Raw genomic sequence first — 14,513 nt, forward strand, 5'->3', positions numbered from 1 at the left:
TATCGTTTGCGTAAATTGCACTGAGCTTGTGATTTGGGTCACATTTGTGTGTGAATGGTACATGAATCTTCTACGAAAGTGTGAGGACGGCATTACTTTATTAGTGGTCGCATGAGTATAATTGCCTCCGCTTTATAGCCCCATTTTGTAACACGCCAATAAATAACTAATAAGGAAGTCATAAACTATGAGCCTGTTTATGAGCCTAGTCGGAATGGTTGCACTGATCGCAATCGCAGTACTACTATCTGACAACCGCAAAGCTATTAATCTAAGAACAGTGGGTGGCGCTTTCGCTATCCAATTCGCACTTGGTGCATTCGTACTTTACATCCCTTGGGGTCGTGATCTACTTGCAGGTTTCTCTGCTGGTGTAGCAAACGTGATCGACTACGGTAAAGACGGTACTGGTTTCCTATTCGGCAGCCTAGTTAACTTCTCAGTTGACGGTATCGGTTTCATCTTTGCTTTCCAAGTACTACCAACTCTGATTTTCTTCTCTGCACTTATCTCTGTACTTTACTACATTGGTGTTATGCAAATTGTAATCAAAGTTCTTGGTGGTGGTCTTCAGAAAGCTCTAGGTACTTCTCGCGCCGAGTCTATGTCTGCAGCAGCAAACATCTTCGTTGGTCAAACTGAAGCACCTCTAGTTGTTCGTCCATTTGTTCCTAAAATGACTAACTCTGAACTATTCGCAGTAATGTGTGGTGGTTTGGCTTCTGTAGCTGGTGGTGTACTAGCAGGTTACGCATCTATGGGTGTACCTCTAGAGTACCTAGTTGCAGCGTCATTCATGGCAGCACCTGGTGGTCTACTATTCGCTAAAATCATCAAGCCTGAAACAGATACGCCAGACGACAACATCGCTGACGAAATGGACGGTGGCGATGACAAACCAGCTAACGTTATCGACGCAGCAGCAGGTGGCGCATCAGTTGGTCTACAACTAGCACTTAACGTTGGTGCAATGCTACTAGCATTCATCGGTCTAATTGCTCTAATCAACGGTATCCTAGGTGGCATCGGTGGTTGGTTCGGTATGGAAAACCTAACTCTAGAACTTCTTCTAGGTTGGATCTTCGCACCGCTAGCATTCATCATTGGTGTTCCATGGGAAGAAGCAACTATCGCTGGTTCTTTCATTGGTCAGAAGACAGTTGTTAACGAATTCGTTGCATACCTAAACTTCGTACCATACGTTGGTGAAAACGCTCAAGTTGTTGCAGCAACTGGTCAAGTGATGTCTGAGAAGACTCAAGCTATCATCGCATTCGCACTATGTGGTTTCGCAAACCTTTCTTCAATTGCGATTCTTCTAGGTGGTCTAGGTGGTATTGCACCAAGCCGTCGCCACGACATCGCACGTATGGGTGTTAAAGCGGTAATTGCTGGTACTCTATCTAACCTGATGGCAGCAACAATTGCTGGCTTCTTCCTGTCTTTCTAATTAGTTAGAAATCGATATATAGACGCCATAATAATATCGCCCCGTAGCAAGAAATTGCTGCGGGGCTTTTTTGTTTTTAGGCCTAGTGATTCTTTGAGATGAGCATAAGCATCAGCTTGAAGTCGATAATGGGTCTAGAATGTTTTTTTGAGATACAAACCGTTTGCGTTCTAAGGAGCACTACAATTTATTGATGGATACCTATAATGTATAAGCTAAAGGGATAGGATGTCTCTGTTGGCAAGAAAGTAACCTCGAAATCAACTCGAACGTTATTCTTCTGGGATTAAGCCAAAATTAGCGATACGCTATAGATGTTAGACACAACATGACTGATTTGTTGTGCCATAGACCAAACTGGTACTGTGCGGTGACAAGGATTGCAATTGGTAGCGAAAGTTATCAAGTCTTCAGGGAACCAAGTCCGTTCATTTGTGGCTACTGAGCATTACTAAAATATCCATCTATACTGGATGGAGGGCGAAGTAGTTAACTATTTGAATATATTGATCGGAGATAGAAATGAGCGATTTAAAAGCAGCAGCTCTACGTGCACTTAAACTTATGGACCTAACTACGCTAAATGACGACGATACTACAGAAAAAGTAGTGGCGCTTTGTCATGACGCGAAGACTGCAGTAGGCAACACCGCTGCAATCTGTATTTACCCTCGCTTTATCCCAGCAGCTAAGAAAGCGTTGCGTGAGCAAGGTACTCCAGAAGTACGCATTGCGACTGTAACTAACTTCCCTCATGGTAATGACGACATCGAAATTGCTGTTGCAGAAACAAAAGCAGCGGTAGCGTACGGCGCAGACGAAGTTGACGTAGTATTCCCATACCGTGCTCTTATTGCTGGCAACGAAGAAGTTGGCTTTGAGCTAGTTAAACAGTGTAAAGCAGCTTGTGGTGACATCACGCTTAAAGTGATCATCGAAACAGGTGAACTGAAAGAAGAAGCACTGATCAAGAAAGCTTCTCAAATCTGTATCGAAGCAGGTGCAGACTTCATCAAAACTTCAACAGGTAAAGTGCCAGTAAACGCGACTCCAGAGTACGCGCGCATGATGCTTGAAGTTATTCGTGACATGGGCGTTGCTAAAACAGTTGGTTTCAAACCAGCTGGTGGCGTACGTACTGCTGAAGATGCAGCACTATACCTAGCAATGGCTGATGAGCTATTAGGCGCTGAGTGGGCAGACAACATGCACTACCGTTTTGGTGCTTCAAGCCTACTAACTAACCTTCTTAATACATTAGAAGTGACAGACCAGACTGCTGATCCAGCAGCATACTAATATCCCAATCGGGTGTAACAAGATTTAGTCTGTTTGATGGAGTGGCGTTAAGTCACTCCACATTACCTCTTTCCCTACAAACCATACTCACTAGAGTTTGGGAGGCACTAATGTATCTACCCCAAGAAATTATTCGCAGAAAACGTGACGGTGAAGTCCTAACAGCTGAAGAGATTAACTTCTTCATTCAAGGCGTAGCTAAGAACACGGTTTCTGAAGGCCAAATTGCAGCATTCGCAATGGCTATCTTCTTTAATGAAATGACAATGCCAGAGCGTATCGCACTAACGTGTGCAATGCGTGACTCAGGCATGGTGATTGACTGGAGCCACATGAACTTTGATGGCCCAATCGTTGATAAACACTCTACTGGTGGTGTTGGTGACGTAACTTCTCTGATGCTTGGCCCTATGGTGGCAGCATGTGGCGGTTTCGTTCCAATGATCTCTGGTCGTGGTTTAGGCCACACTGGCGGTACGCTAGACAAGCTTGAATCTATCCCTGGCTACAACATTACACCAACCAATGATGTGTTCGGTGCAGTAACGAAAGATGCTGGTGTAGCGATCATCGGTCAAACAGGCGATCTAGCACCTGCTGATAAGCGTGTTTACGCGACTCGCGATATCACAGCAACAGTCGATAATATCTCGCTAATCACGGCTTCAATCCTATCTAAGAAACTGGCCGCTGGCCTTGATTCTCTAGTTATGGACGTAAAAGTAGGTTCAGGCGCATTCATGCCGACTTATGAAGCATCTGAAGAGCTAGCGAAGTCTATCGTTGCAGTAGCAAACGGTGCGGGTACGAAAACAACAGCAATCCTAACGGACATGAACCAAGTACTGGCTTCTTCAGCGGGTAACGCAGTAGAAGTTCGTGAAGCGGTTCAATTCTTAACAGGCGAATACCGTAATCCACGCTTGTTAGAGATCACGCTAGCATCGTGTGCTGAAATGTTGGTGCTGGGTAACCTAGCTAAAGATTCAGACGAAGCGCGCGAAAAACTGATGGCAGTACTGGATAACGGTAAAGCAGCAGAGTGCTTTGGTAAGATGGTAGCGGGTCTTGGTGGTCCAGCTGATTTCGTAACGAACTACGATAACTACCTAGAAAAAGCAGACATTATTAAGCCAGTGTACGCGCTAGAAAGCGGTGTGGTATCAGCAATGGATACTCGTGCAATTGGTATGGCTGTGGTTGGTATGGGCGGTGGTCGTCGCGTAGCAACTGACAGCATTGATTACGCCGTCGGTTTTGATCACTTCATTCGCCTAGGTGAAGTAGCAAGTGAAGATAAGCCATTAGCAATGATTCATGCTCGCAACGAACAACAGTGGCAAGAAGCTGCAACAGCATTACAAAATGCAATCACTGTGGGCGGAGAATATACAGCAACGCCAGATGTTTACCGTCAGATTCGTTCTGAAGACGTGTAAATAACAGGTATCGGTATACCTCGTGTATACCGATAAACAGAGTTCTGGTGCAAAGAGCAATAAGTTGGTGAAGAAAATGAAAAGAGCATTTATTTTAGTTTTAGATTCATTCGGTATCGGTGAAACAGCGGATGCTGACACATTCGGCGATGTAGGTTCGGATACAATGGGTCACATTGCTGACCATTGTGATCAAGGCCTTGCAGACAACGCGGATCGTAAAGGTCCACTAACGCTGCCAAACCTGTCTAAGCTAGGTTTAGCGATGGCTCACAAAGAGTCGACAGGTCGCTTTGCTCCTGGTATGGACGCAGACGCTGAGATCATTGGCGCTTACGGTCATGCTGCTGAGCTGTCTTCTGGTAAAGACACGCCATCAGGTCACTGGGAAATCGCAGGTGTGCCGGTATTGTTTGACTGGGGCTACTTCACCGACAAAGAGAACAGCTTTCCAAAAGAACTGACTGACCGCATCCTTGAGCGTGCTGGTCTGTCTGACTTCTTAGGTAACTGCCATTCATCGGGTACAGAAATCCTAGATAACCTAGGTGAAGAACACATGAAGACTGGCCTGCCAATCTTCTACACTTCTGCAGACTCTGTTTTCCAGATCGCTTGTCACGAAGAGACATTCGGCCTGCAAAACCTATTAGATCTTTGTCAGATTGCTCGTGAAGAGCTAGAAGATTACAACATTGGTCGTGTTATCGCTCGTCCGTTCATTGGCCCAGGTAAAGGTCAATTCGAACGTACTGGTAACCGTCGTGACCTTTCTGTTGAGCCACCTGCAGCCACCATTCTTCAGAAGTTGGTTGATGAGAAGGGCGGTAACGTTCACTCAATCGGTAAGATCTCTGATATCTACGCGGGTTGTGGCATCACTCAGAAAACCAAAGCAACAGGTATCCCTGCGCTATTTGAAGCAACCAAAGATGCGATCAATGAAGCGGGCGACAACACTATCGTGTTCACTAACTTCGTTGATTTTGACTCAGCTTACGGCCACCGCCGTGATGTTGCTGGTTACGCAGCGGCACTTGAGTACTTCGATGGTCGCATCAATGAAATCATCGATATGATGAAAGAAGACGATGTGCTTATCTTAACTGCTGACCACGGTTGTGATCCGACATGGCCAGGTACAGACCATACTCGTGAGCACATCCCTGTGATTGTTTACGGTCAGAAGGTTCCAGCCGGTTCTTTAGGCCGTCGCGATACATTTGCTGATATCGGTCAAAGCTTAGCGTCATACTTTGGTACATCGCCAATGGGACACGGTACAAGCTTTCTATAATAGTTAACGAAGAGAGAGGGAAACTTCTCTCTTCTTTTTTTGTTTTGAGATTAAGGATATTTTCAATGGCTACTCCACATATTAATGCTGAAATGGGTGATTTCGCTGACGTAGTTTTAATGCCAGGCGATCCGCTACGTGCTAAATACATCGCTGAAACCTTCTTAGAAGAAGTGGTTCAAGTGTGCGACGTTCGCAACATGTTTGGTTACACCGGTACTTACAAAGGTCGTAAGGTTTCGGTAATGGGACACGGTATGGGCATTCCATCTTGTTCTATTTACGCGACTGAGCTTATCAAAGACTTTGGTGTGAAGAAGATCATTCGTGTGGGCAGTTGTGGTGCAGTGAGCGAAGATATCAAAGTGCGTGATGTGGTGATCGGCATGGGCGCATGTACTGACTCTAAAGTGAACCGTATTCGCTTTAAAGATCATGACTTTGCGGCGATTGCGGATTACAAAATGGTGCGCGCGGCAGAAGATGCAGCCAAAGCTCTCGGTGTCGGCGTAAAAGTCGGTAACCTGTTCTCGGCTGAGCTGTTCTACACGCCAGATCCAGAGATGTTCGAAGTAATGGACAAATACGGCATTGTTGGCGTAGAGATGGAAGCGGCTGGCATCTATGGTGTGTGTGCTGAATACGGCGCAAAAGCTCTAACGATTTGTACTGTTTCTGACCACATTAAGACTGGTGAGCAAACGACATCAGATGAACGTCAAACGACTTTCAACGACATGATGGTTATCGCACTAGACTCAGTGTTGCTTGGTGACCAAGAATAATCTTGATTTGTCTTAGCTTGATAAGTTAACAGATAACAAAAAGCCCCGTTGCTGCCTGAGCGTCGGGGCTTTTTATTGGATTGCTGTATTTATTCTGAGTCTAGTATTTATTGTCAGCCTAGTGTGTTTATGAGCTTACATTTTTCAATAGTAAGTTCTCACCAGACTTAGTCGGTCTTCTGCGAATCAGCATGATGAATAACACGCCACTCACAAACCCCATCAACACCATACCGATCATGTAGCGATCACTTTTGCGGTAGTGGTGATCAGAAATCGCCGTCATCTTACCGGTTTCAAAAGTCACTCGAATAAAGCCGATGATCGTTTTCTCTGGAGAATAAATAGGTTCAACTAACTGTTGTCTGCCGATACTTGCTGTTGAAAGTGGTGTATCTAAGCCAAGAACCTCACGTACCGAGAGGGCTTTTTCGCTCGAAGCCAGTCGAATACCCTCTGCATCATAGATGGTGGTATCGAACACCAGTCGGTCTTGAGATAGCTGGTTAGTCAGATCAAGCAATCGCTCTTGGTCTTGTTGCGTGATCATCTTGCTGGCTGAAAGTGATGCCTGAGAGATAAGCAGCTTGGTAAGAGTTTCCAATTGTTTTGCTTGGATCTTCTCGTTACCTTTACTGATCACGACCGTATTTTTAATCGTTACAACGAACATGGTAGCCAACAAAATGAGGGCTAGCATTCGTAAAGCGTTACGTATTGAGAACAATGATTCATTCATGTTTAACGAAGCCTGAAATAAACAAATGTTATGATTAAGACATATTGAGACTTGCGTTTTCAAATTGCAATAGGTTAACGTTTAGCATAGTTAATTAGGAATCATACACATGGACGATCAGAAATATCTGCCGATAAAAAGGCATACGACATTATTAACTCGACTCCCCGAGACTCGTTTCGCTTCTCAACTCGCTAAATCCAAGGCCAATTGGATTGTGTTTGGTGAGTACCTATCTCCACAATCTTTCGATGACATCGACTTTTTCACTGGCACTTACAACACCATCCTCGATACGTGGAAGGTTGGGCATTATGAAGTGGCTTTGATGTCAGGCAATCTAACGCCAGCACACGAAGAAATCCTCCAAGCGCTAAAGCTTGATTATGCTTGCCTTAGCGAGGTCCCAGACTTATCTAAGCCAGGTTTGATCGTGATGGATATGGATTCCACAGCGATTCAAATTGAATGCATCGATGAGATTGCCAAGCTAGCTGGAGTGGGAGAGTTAGTCTCTGAAATCACAGAACGAGCAATGCAAGGCGAGCTCGACTTTGAACAGAGCCTACGCCAGCGAGTAGGAGCACTGAAAGGTGCGGATGAATCGATATTAGAGCAAGTGCGTCAGTCATTGCCATTCATGCCAGACTTGGTCGGGCTGGTGAATACTCTAAATAAGCTTGGCTGGAAAACGGCGATTGCATCAGGCGGTTTTACTTACTTCTCTGACTACCTGAAAGATACCCTTGATCTAGACCATGCTCAATCAAACACGCTTGAGATCGTCAACGGTAAGTTGACGGGTGAAGTCTTAGGCGATGTTGTTTCGGCGCAGACCAAAGCGGATATCTTGGTAGAGTTGGCTGAAGAGTACGAATTGGAACTACATAATACCGTTGCCGTTGGTGATGGTGCCAATGACTTGGTGATGATGGGCTCTGCAGGTTTAGGCATTGCCTACCACGCAAAACCAAAAGTAGAGCAGCAAGCTCAAACTGCTGTTCGTTACGCAGGTTTAGGCGGTGTGCTGTGTATCTTGTCGGGTGTATTGGCTAAGCAACAGAAGATCAGCTGGCAAGCGAAACCTTAGGGGCTCTACCTAAGTGCTATTGGCTATGTATCTTATTTAGCAATAGTGGCTCAGACACAAAAAAAGCAGGCTATCAGCCTGCTTTTTCAATTTTCATGCTTAAGTTAATACGCCACTCGAGGCTAGCGTGTTAGCTCCAATCGAATCAGCACTTCATCGGTAATGTCCTCTATCTCGCCATAACCGATAAACGCCGTCACCTCATTCTCTAGCTTCTTAGCTTGATGCATACTGATGCGTGAAAGCTCTTCTAAATCCGACTGGAATAAACTCGTTAGCGGATTAAAGATAGGTGCCGTGGTGACTCGCAATACATACACATCACCTAAGTGCTGCGCTTTCTTGATGAATAAGATGCGTTCCTTTGTTGAGGCGAAGTCTTTGACCAACTTGGTGTGTACCGACTGGATTTTGTCGCCAAACTTCACTGCAGCAATGTACACGTCATGATGCTTAGGCTCCGCACCTTCAATTCTTTTTAGTGGCTCAGCCAACAGTGAGTTGGTGTGACCCTTGAAGATTGGCTCGAGTGAGAACTTTTGGTTGTGACCAAGTTTAGCAAGTAACGTTAGATGCTTATTCAGTGGGAAATTCACACCAATGATCTTACAGCGCAGCGTTGAACTTGGCTTATCAATGAATATTGGGTTACTGACCATCTTGCTCAATAAAATGTTGTGCAGTGATTCGAGTAGCGAATGTGTTGGCAGTATCTCTTGCTTCTTAATCAGCTTACTTTGGTTTTGATCGATAAGCCCATTAAGGAAAGCGATGGTACGCATTGTCTTGGCGTTCTCGGCAATAACCAACTGCACGTTGCGACCATTCGGACTCACTCGAATTACGTGGTAAGGCACTGTGCTCAGTGGCAGGTTCTTGTCATAGAGCTGCAGTTCATTGAAGTTCACTAATACCGGATCATTAATCTTGAGTACCATTGGGTGTTCAAGGCTAATGCTCAGTCCACGCTTCGAAATATCTAAGGTGTGTCCGTTCGCCGCTGCGCCATCTTGTGATGTAAGTTGCAACGGTGACTTAAATTGGTATCTCGGCTCTTTACGACGAGTCTGAGAGTCAAAGTAGATGCTTTGAATATTGCCGACGACAGTACGCGGGTGACGGAAGCGGTTCAATTCACTGCTTGGAATGCGTGGCTTTTCACTCAGAAGATAGTCCGCCGCACTTTCGTGATCGCCAATCTCTTGCAAGATTCCGCAATGCGTCAGTTGAGCTGAGCTTTGAGCCAGCGTATCCGAGTGTTTAGCTAATGCTTGTCGCTCAGTGTCTGAAAGTTCGAAAACCGAGAACTTGAACGCCTTCCAACTTTTACGTTTGCCACCGATGTGCCAGAACAGCTGTCTTTGTTCACGAGAGGCTTCAGGCAGCATCATTGAATAGAACAAGGTCTTGTTTTGGTGTTCATGGGTAAAAGAGTAGATAACGTTACTGGTTCCCTTCACTCCTGGTTTCGCCAACAGGTTCATACGTTGCTCGTTGAACAGGGTACCCAGCGCTTGTTGATTTCGTTCGTCGTGCCAATATTGCCATAATGGATGGTTGTTATCCGTCAGTAGGGCAAGCTTTAGTTCGCTGCCGCTGAAAAACAGGGGTAGGTTACAAGTATGCTTTAGATAGGTATGTTCGATTCCTCGAGTACGAGTTCGAATAATCCTATCTTGATTCTCATGGCTGGTTTTCTTACTGGTGCTATTTAAAGACTCATCGAGTAAGCGAGCCACAATATTGTTGTCGCTTACCTTGATGGTTCTTAGAAATTTGACCGCGTTGTTCTCATAAGATTCGTCGATACCCAAAACACGAAATTCAACCGCTTGGTTAACATCGTTTTCTTGGGACTTTTCGATAAGCTCTGAGAACTTAACGCTGATGATCTCGCCGAGGTTGTATCGAAAGGCGCTCGGTACTTTGAACTTTGCACCCGACGGGGAGATATCAACCGTTACACCATGTAGGCTTTGCCCTTTCGATGTGGTGATCTCGACCTGCGAGCTAATCTTGAGTCTGTTCTCTTGGCGTTTTAAGTCGTAACCTAGGTTAATAGCTTCCGCTTCGTACGGGCTATTGGCGCTAGTAATGTCGTGGTTACCTTGAGAAGATGTTTTAACAACGCTCAGAGGCTGAGTTCGCGGAGTCATTACTAACTCCCATGCGCCTTCTGTGTAACCTTTAAACTTTTTCGTACCACGTTGATATGCGTTTAAAGCGATATCATCGAGCCAGTGCTTACGGCCATCGAGAGTGAACTGACGACACTCATTATCAATACGCCCGCGTAAATCAATGCTCTTTGTACACGGAGCCATGATACGATTCAGTTCCATTTTAACGAGCAGCTTCAGAGACGGCGATTCCCCTTCTGTCATTTGAGAAAGAAGGAATTCGAAATCTTCGGCGTGGTAAGCCGGGATTAAACGTTCTGCTACAGATAGAATTTCAGATTGCTGCATACTTTTCTTGTTAGAATGGACGGTGCGTTTATGTTATCGACTAGTTTAAATCGATCTTTAAGTATAAGTGGTATGACTGCAACTTTTATTTTCATCCGTACGGTCAAATAAGTCACAAATTGACAACATCATTGTGTAATTGAGTAAATTATTGAGGTTTTATGGCGAAGGCAAAGCGAGCTTATGTGTGTAATGACTGTGGTGCCGATTTTCCACGTTGGCAGGGGCAGTGCAATGCATGTGGTGCTTGGAACACGATTACAGAAGTTAGGTTAGCCGCTTCACCTCAGGTCGCACGTAATGAACGATTGAGTGGTTATGCGGGCGGTGCAACTGAATCTTCGGTTCAAACGCTGTCAGAAATCGATCTGCAAGAAGTCCCACGTTTTAGCAGTGGCTTTAAAGAGCTAGACCGCGTACTTGGTGGTGGTGTCGTACCGGGTGCTGCGATCCTGATTGGTGGTAACCCGGGTGCCGGTAAATCAACGCTGCTATTACAAACCATGTGTCAGCTTTCTTCTCAATTACCGACTCTCTATGTAACCGGGGAAGAATCTCTGCAACAAGTCGCGATGCGTGCGTCTCGACTTGGATTGCCAAAAGAGCACCTAAAGATGCTCTCAGAAACGAACGTGGATAAGATTTGTCAGGTTGCAGAAAAAGAACAACCTAAGATCATGGTTATCGACTCGATCCAAGTTATGCACGTTGCGGATGTTCAATCTTCTCCGGGCAGTGTTGCACAGGTTCGTGAATCGGCAACCGCATTAACGCGCTACGCAAAACAGAATAACGTTGCTGTGTTCTTAGTTGGACACGTAACTAAAGACGGCACCTTAGCAGGGCCAAAAGTACTTGAGCACATTATTGACTGTTCTGTTTTATTAGATGGCGGAACCGATAGCCGTTTTAGAACGCTACGCAGCCACAAAAACCGTTTTGGTGCAGTGAATGAACTGGGTGTGTTTGCGATGACAGGCCAAGGGCTAAAAGAAGTCAGCAACCCATCCGCTATCTTCTTGTCTCGTGGTGAAGAAGAAACCTCGGGCAGTTCTGTCATGGTGGTGTGGGAAGGGACGCGTCCACTTCTTGTCGAAATCCAAGCGCTGGTGGATTATTCACAGCTGGCTAACCCACGTCGCGTCGCTGTCGGCCTAGAGCAAAACAGGCTTTCTTTGTTATTAGCGGTGCTGCATAAACACGGCGGCTTACAAATGGCTGACCAAGATGTGTTTGTGAATGTCGTCGGTGGTGTTAAAGTAACCGAAACCAGTGCTGATCTTGCGTTGGTGATGGCTCTACTTTCTAGTTTCAGAGACCGCGCATTACCAAAAGATGTGGTGGTATTTGGAGAAGTAGGCCTAGCGGGTGAGATTCGACCTGTACCGAGCGGACAAGAGCGTTTAAATGAAGCATTTAAACACGGCTTTAAGAAAGCGATTGTACCGGCGGCTAACATGCCTAAAGGTGGCATTCCAGGAATGCAGATCCACGGTGTGAAAAAATTATCGGAAGCAATTAATGCTTTTGATGAGTTGTAATTGAACTCACTTCAGCTACTCTATACAGCAGCAATTCAGCCTAACCTTAACGCCGATTAGGCTTTAGGTTAGCACTATAATTAACAATCATTTAGATTGTTACTACTGAGTGCCTTTTTCTATATGTTAGAAAAAGGCAAAGTTTTTTAGTCCCAAATGCATGCAAAGCTATCAGTCTTCACAGATTGTGATATACTCTGCGCGCATTTTATATCCTATTAACAGAGTAAGACAATGGCAGATTTATCGAAATACAGAAACATTGGTATTTTCGCGCACGTTGATGCGGGTAAAACAACTACCACTGAGCGTATCCTTAAGCTAACTGGTCAAATCCACAAGACTGGTGAAGTACATGATGGCGAATCAACGACTGACTTCATGGAACAGGAAGCTGAGCGCGGTATTACTATCCAATCAGCAGCTGTAAGCTGTTTTTGGAACGATCACCGTCTAAACGTTATCGATACTCCTGGACACGTTGACTTCACAGTTGAAGTATACCGTTCTCTTAAAGTTCTTGATGGCGGTATCGGTGTATTCTGTGGTTCTGGTGGTGTTGAACCTCAATCAGAAACTAACTGGCGCTACGCTAACGAATCAGAAGTATCTCGTCTGATCTTCGTTAACAAACTAGACCGTATGGGTGCAGACTTCTACAACGTTGTTGACCAAGTTAAAAACGTTCTAGGTGCAACTCCTCTAGTAATGGTTCTACCAATCGGCCGTGAAGACGAGTTCGTTGGTGTTGTAGACCTACTAAGCCGTAAAGCATACGTTTGGGATGACACTGGTCTTCCTGAAAACTACGAAATCAAAGATGTTCCAGCGGACATGGTTGATGACGTTGAGCAATACCGTGAAGAGCTAATCGAAACTGCTGTAGAGCAAGACGATGACCTAATGGAAGCTTACATGGAAGGTGAAGAGCCTTCTATTGAAGACGTTAAGCGTTGTATCCGTAAAGGTACTCGTGATATCGCATTCTTCCCAACGTTCTGTGGTTCTGCGTTCAAGAACAAAGGTATGCAACTTATCCTTGATGCTGTAGTAGATTACCTACCAGCACCAACTGAAGTTGACCCTCAGCCTCTAATGGATGAGAACGGTGAAGAAACTGGCGAACACGCTATCGTTTCTACAGATGAGACTTTCAAAGCGCTTGCATTCAAAATCATGGATGACCGCTTCGGTGCTCTAACTTTCGTTCGTATTTACTCTGGTAAACTGAACAAAGGTGACACGATTCTTAACTCATTCACTGGCAAGACTGAACGTGTTGGCCGTATGGTTGAGATGCAAGCTGATGACCGTAACGAACTAACTAGCGCACAAGCTGGTGACATCATTGCGATCGTTGGTATGAAGAACGTGCAAACTGGTCACACTCTATGTGATCCTAAGCACCAAGTAACGCTTGAGCCAATGGTATTCCCAACTCCAGTAATCTCAATCGCTGTATCTCCAAAAGATAAAGGCGGTTCTGAGAAAATGGGTATCGCTATCGGTAAAATGGTTGCAGAAGATCCATCTTTCCAAGTTGAGACTGACGAAGAGACTGGCGAAACTATCCTGAAAGGTATGGGTGAACTTCACCTAGACATCAAGGTAGATATCCTTAAGCGTACATACGGCGTTGACCTAACTGTAGGTGCTCCTCAAGTTGCTTACCGTGAAACTATCACTCAAGCAATTGAAGATAGCTACACGCACAAGAAGCAATCTGGTGGTTCTGGTCAATTCGGTAAGATCGATTACCGTATCAAACCAGGCGAAGCAGGTTCTGGCTTCAAGTTCAACTCTGTAGTTGTGGGCGGTAACGTTCCTAAAGAATTCTGGCCTGCAGTTGAGAAAGGCTTCGCATCTATGATGGAAAACGGCGTACTAGCTGGCTTCCCAACTCTAGACGTTGAAGTTGAACTTTTCGATGGTGGTTTCCACGCAGTCGATTCATCTGCTATCGCATTTGAAATCGCAGCGAAAGGCGCATTCCGTCAATCTATGCCTAAAGCTGGCGCGCAACTTCTTGAGCCAATCATGAACGTTGACGTGTTCACTCCAGACGATCACGTTGGTGATGTTATCGGTGACCTTAACCGTCGTCGTGGCATGATCAAAGATCAACAAGCTGGCGTTACTGGTGTTCGTATTAAAGCTGACGTACCTCTTTCTGAGATGTTCGGCTACATCGGTCACCTACGTACTATCACTTCTGGTCGTGGCCAATTCTCTATGGAATTCGCACAATACGCACCATGTCCAACTAACGTTGCTGACGAAGTGATTGCAAAAGTTAAAGCAGAAAAAGAAGCTGGTAAGTAATTAGCCCTTTTCTCAATTAGCTAAAAAAGCCCCGCAAGTGAAAGCTTGCGGGGCTTTTTATTGCTTGTAACATACTGCGAGAG

General features: G+C 45.3%; 10 protein-coding genes. 8 read left to right on the forward strand and 2 right to left on the reverse strand.

Annotated features, from left to right (window positions below; all coding sequences use genetic code 11):
• Positions 1–187 precede the first annotated feature (187 nt).
• From AB4623_RS09315 to deoD, 5 genes are all read left to right on the forward strand, one after another.
• Positions 188–1,450, forward strand: a complete 1,263-nt coding sequence (locus AB4623_RS09315) for a NupC/NupG family nucleoside CNT transporter (protein ID WP_017058833.1) — start codon at positions 188–190, stop codon at positions 1,448–1,450.
• 522 nt (positions 1,451–1,972) lie between these two features.
• Positions 1,973–2,749: a deoxyribose-phosphate aldolase gene (gene deoC, locus AB4623_RS09320; RefSeq protein ID WP_010436196.1), complete on the forward strand. Its 777-nt coding sequence runs from the start codon at positions 1,973–1,975 to the stop codon at positions 2,747–2,749.
• A 110-nt stretch (positions 2,750–2,859) separates the two neighbouring features.
• The gene (gene deoA, locus AB4623_RS09325; protein ID WP_029405256.1) at positions 2,860–4,188 is read left to right on the forward strand and encodes a thymidine phosphorylase; all 1,329 of its coding nucleotides are present in this window, start codon (positions 2,860–2,862) and stop codon (positions 4,186–4,188) included.
• 76 nt (positions 4,189–4,264) lie between these two features.
• Positions 4,265–5,485 (forward strand): phosphopentomutase, encoded by a 1,221-nt coding sequence (locus tag AB4623_RS09330; RefSeq protein WP_372146237.1) that lies wholly within the window; start codon positions 4,265–4,267, stop codon positions 5,483–5,485.
• Between the two features lie 65 nt (positions 5,486–5,550).
• On the forward strand, positions 5,551–6,270 hold the full coding sequence (gene deoD / locus AB4623_RS09335) for a purine-nucleoside phosphorylase (protein WP_017063285.1): 720 nt from the start codon (positions 5,551–5,553) through the stop codon (positions 6,268–6,270).
• A 127-nt stretch (positions 6,271–6,397) separates the two neighbouring features.
• On the opposite strand, the gene AB4623_RS09340 is transcribed toward deoD, so the two are convergent.
• Positions 6,398–7,009, reverse strand: a complete 612-nt coding sequence (locus AB4623_RS09340; protein WP_076655999.1) for a YtjB family periplasmic protein — start codon at positions 7,007–7,009, stop codon at positions 6,398–6,400.
• A gap of 109 nt (positions 7,010–7,118) precedes the next feature.
• Here AB4623_RS09340 and serB point away from each other — a divergent pair, with 109 nt between their 5' ends.
• Positions 7,119–8,099 (forward strand): phosphoserine phosphatase, encoded by a 981-nt coding sequence (gene serB, locus AB4623_RS09345; RefSeq protein ID WP_371721146.1) that lies wholly within the window; start codon positions 7,119–7,121, stop codon positions 8,097–8,099.
• 122 nt (positions 8,100–8,221) lie between these two features.
• Here the strand turns inward: serB and AB4623_RS09350 are convergent, their stop codons facing one another.
• Entirely contained in the window at positions 8,222–10,567 is a 2,346-nt protein-coding gene (locus AB4623_RS09350; RefSeq protein WP_372146239.1) for a PilZ domain-containing protein, read from the reverse strand.
• Between the two features lie 161 nt (positions 10,568–10,728).
• Here AB4623_RS09350 and radA point away from each other — a divergent pair, with 161 nt between their 5' ends.
• On the forward strand, positions 10,729–12,108 hold the full coding sequence (gene radA / locus AB4623_RS09355; RefSeq protein WP_017063288.1) for a DNA repair protein RadA: 1,380 nt from the start codon (positions 10,729–10,731) through the stop codon (positions 12,106–12,108).
• A gap of 234 nt (positions 12,109–12,342) precedes the next feature.
• Positions 12,343–14,430: an elongation factor G gene (gene fusA / locus AB4623_RS09360; RefSeq protein WP_017058825.1), complete on the forward strand. Its 2,088-nt coding sequence runs from the start codon at positions 12,343–12,345 to the stop codon at positions 14,428–14,430.
• Positions 14,431–14,513: the final 83 nt, after the last annotated feature.

The sequence above is a fragment of the Vibrio sp. 10N.222.52.C12 genome (genome assembly GCF_041474215.1).
GTDB classification, from domain to species: Bacteria; Pseudomonadota; Gammaproteobacteria; order Enterobacterales; family Vibrionaceae; genus Vibrio; species Vibrio crassostreae_C.

What these genes read in the sequence shown, in the direction of transcription:
- AB4623_RS09315 (WP_017058833.1), top strand. Translation starts at nt 188, where the DNA reads ATGAGCCTGTTTATGAGCCTAGTCGGAATGGTTGCACTGATCGCAATC.
- AB4623_RS09330 (WP_372146237.1), top strand. Translation starts at nt 4,265, where the DNA reads ATGAAAAGAGCATTTATTTTAGTTTTAGATTCATTCGGTATCGGTGAA.
- deoD (WP_017063285.1), top strand. Translation starts at nt 5,551, where the DNA reads ATGGCTACTCCACATATTAATGCTGAAATGGGTGATTTCGCTGACGTA.
- AB4623_RS09350 (WP_372146239.1), bottom strand. Translation starts at nt 10,567, where the DNA reads ATGCAGCAATCTGAAATTCTATCTGTAGCAGAACGTTTAATCCCGGCT.
- fusA (WP_017058825.1), top strand. Translation starts at nt 12,343, where the DNA reads ATGGCAGATTTATCGAAATACAGAAACATTGGTATTTTCGCGCACGTT.
- serB (WP_371721146.1), top strand. Translation starts at nt 7,119, where the DNA reads ATGGACGATCAGAAATATCTGCCGATAAAAAGGCATACGACATTATTA.
- AB4623_RS09340 (WP_076655999.1), bottom strand. Translation starts at nt 7,009, where the DNA reads ATGAATGAATCATTGTTCTCAATACGTAACGCTTTACGAATGCTAGCC.
- radA (WP_017063288.1), top strand. Translation starts at nt 10,729, where the DNA reads ATGGCGAAGGCAAAGCGAGCTTATGTGTGTAATGACTGTGGTGCCGAT.
- deoC (WP_010436196.1), top strand. Translation starts at nt 1,973, where the DNA reads ATGAGCGATTTAAAAGCAGCAGCTCTACGTGCACTTAAACTTATGGAC.
- deoA (WP_029405256.1), top strand. Translation starts at nt 2,860, where the DNA reads ATGTATCTACCCCAAGAAATTATTCGCAGAAAACGTGACGGTGAAGTC.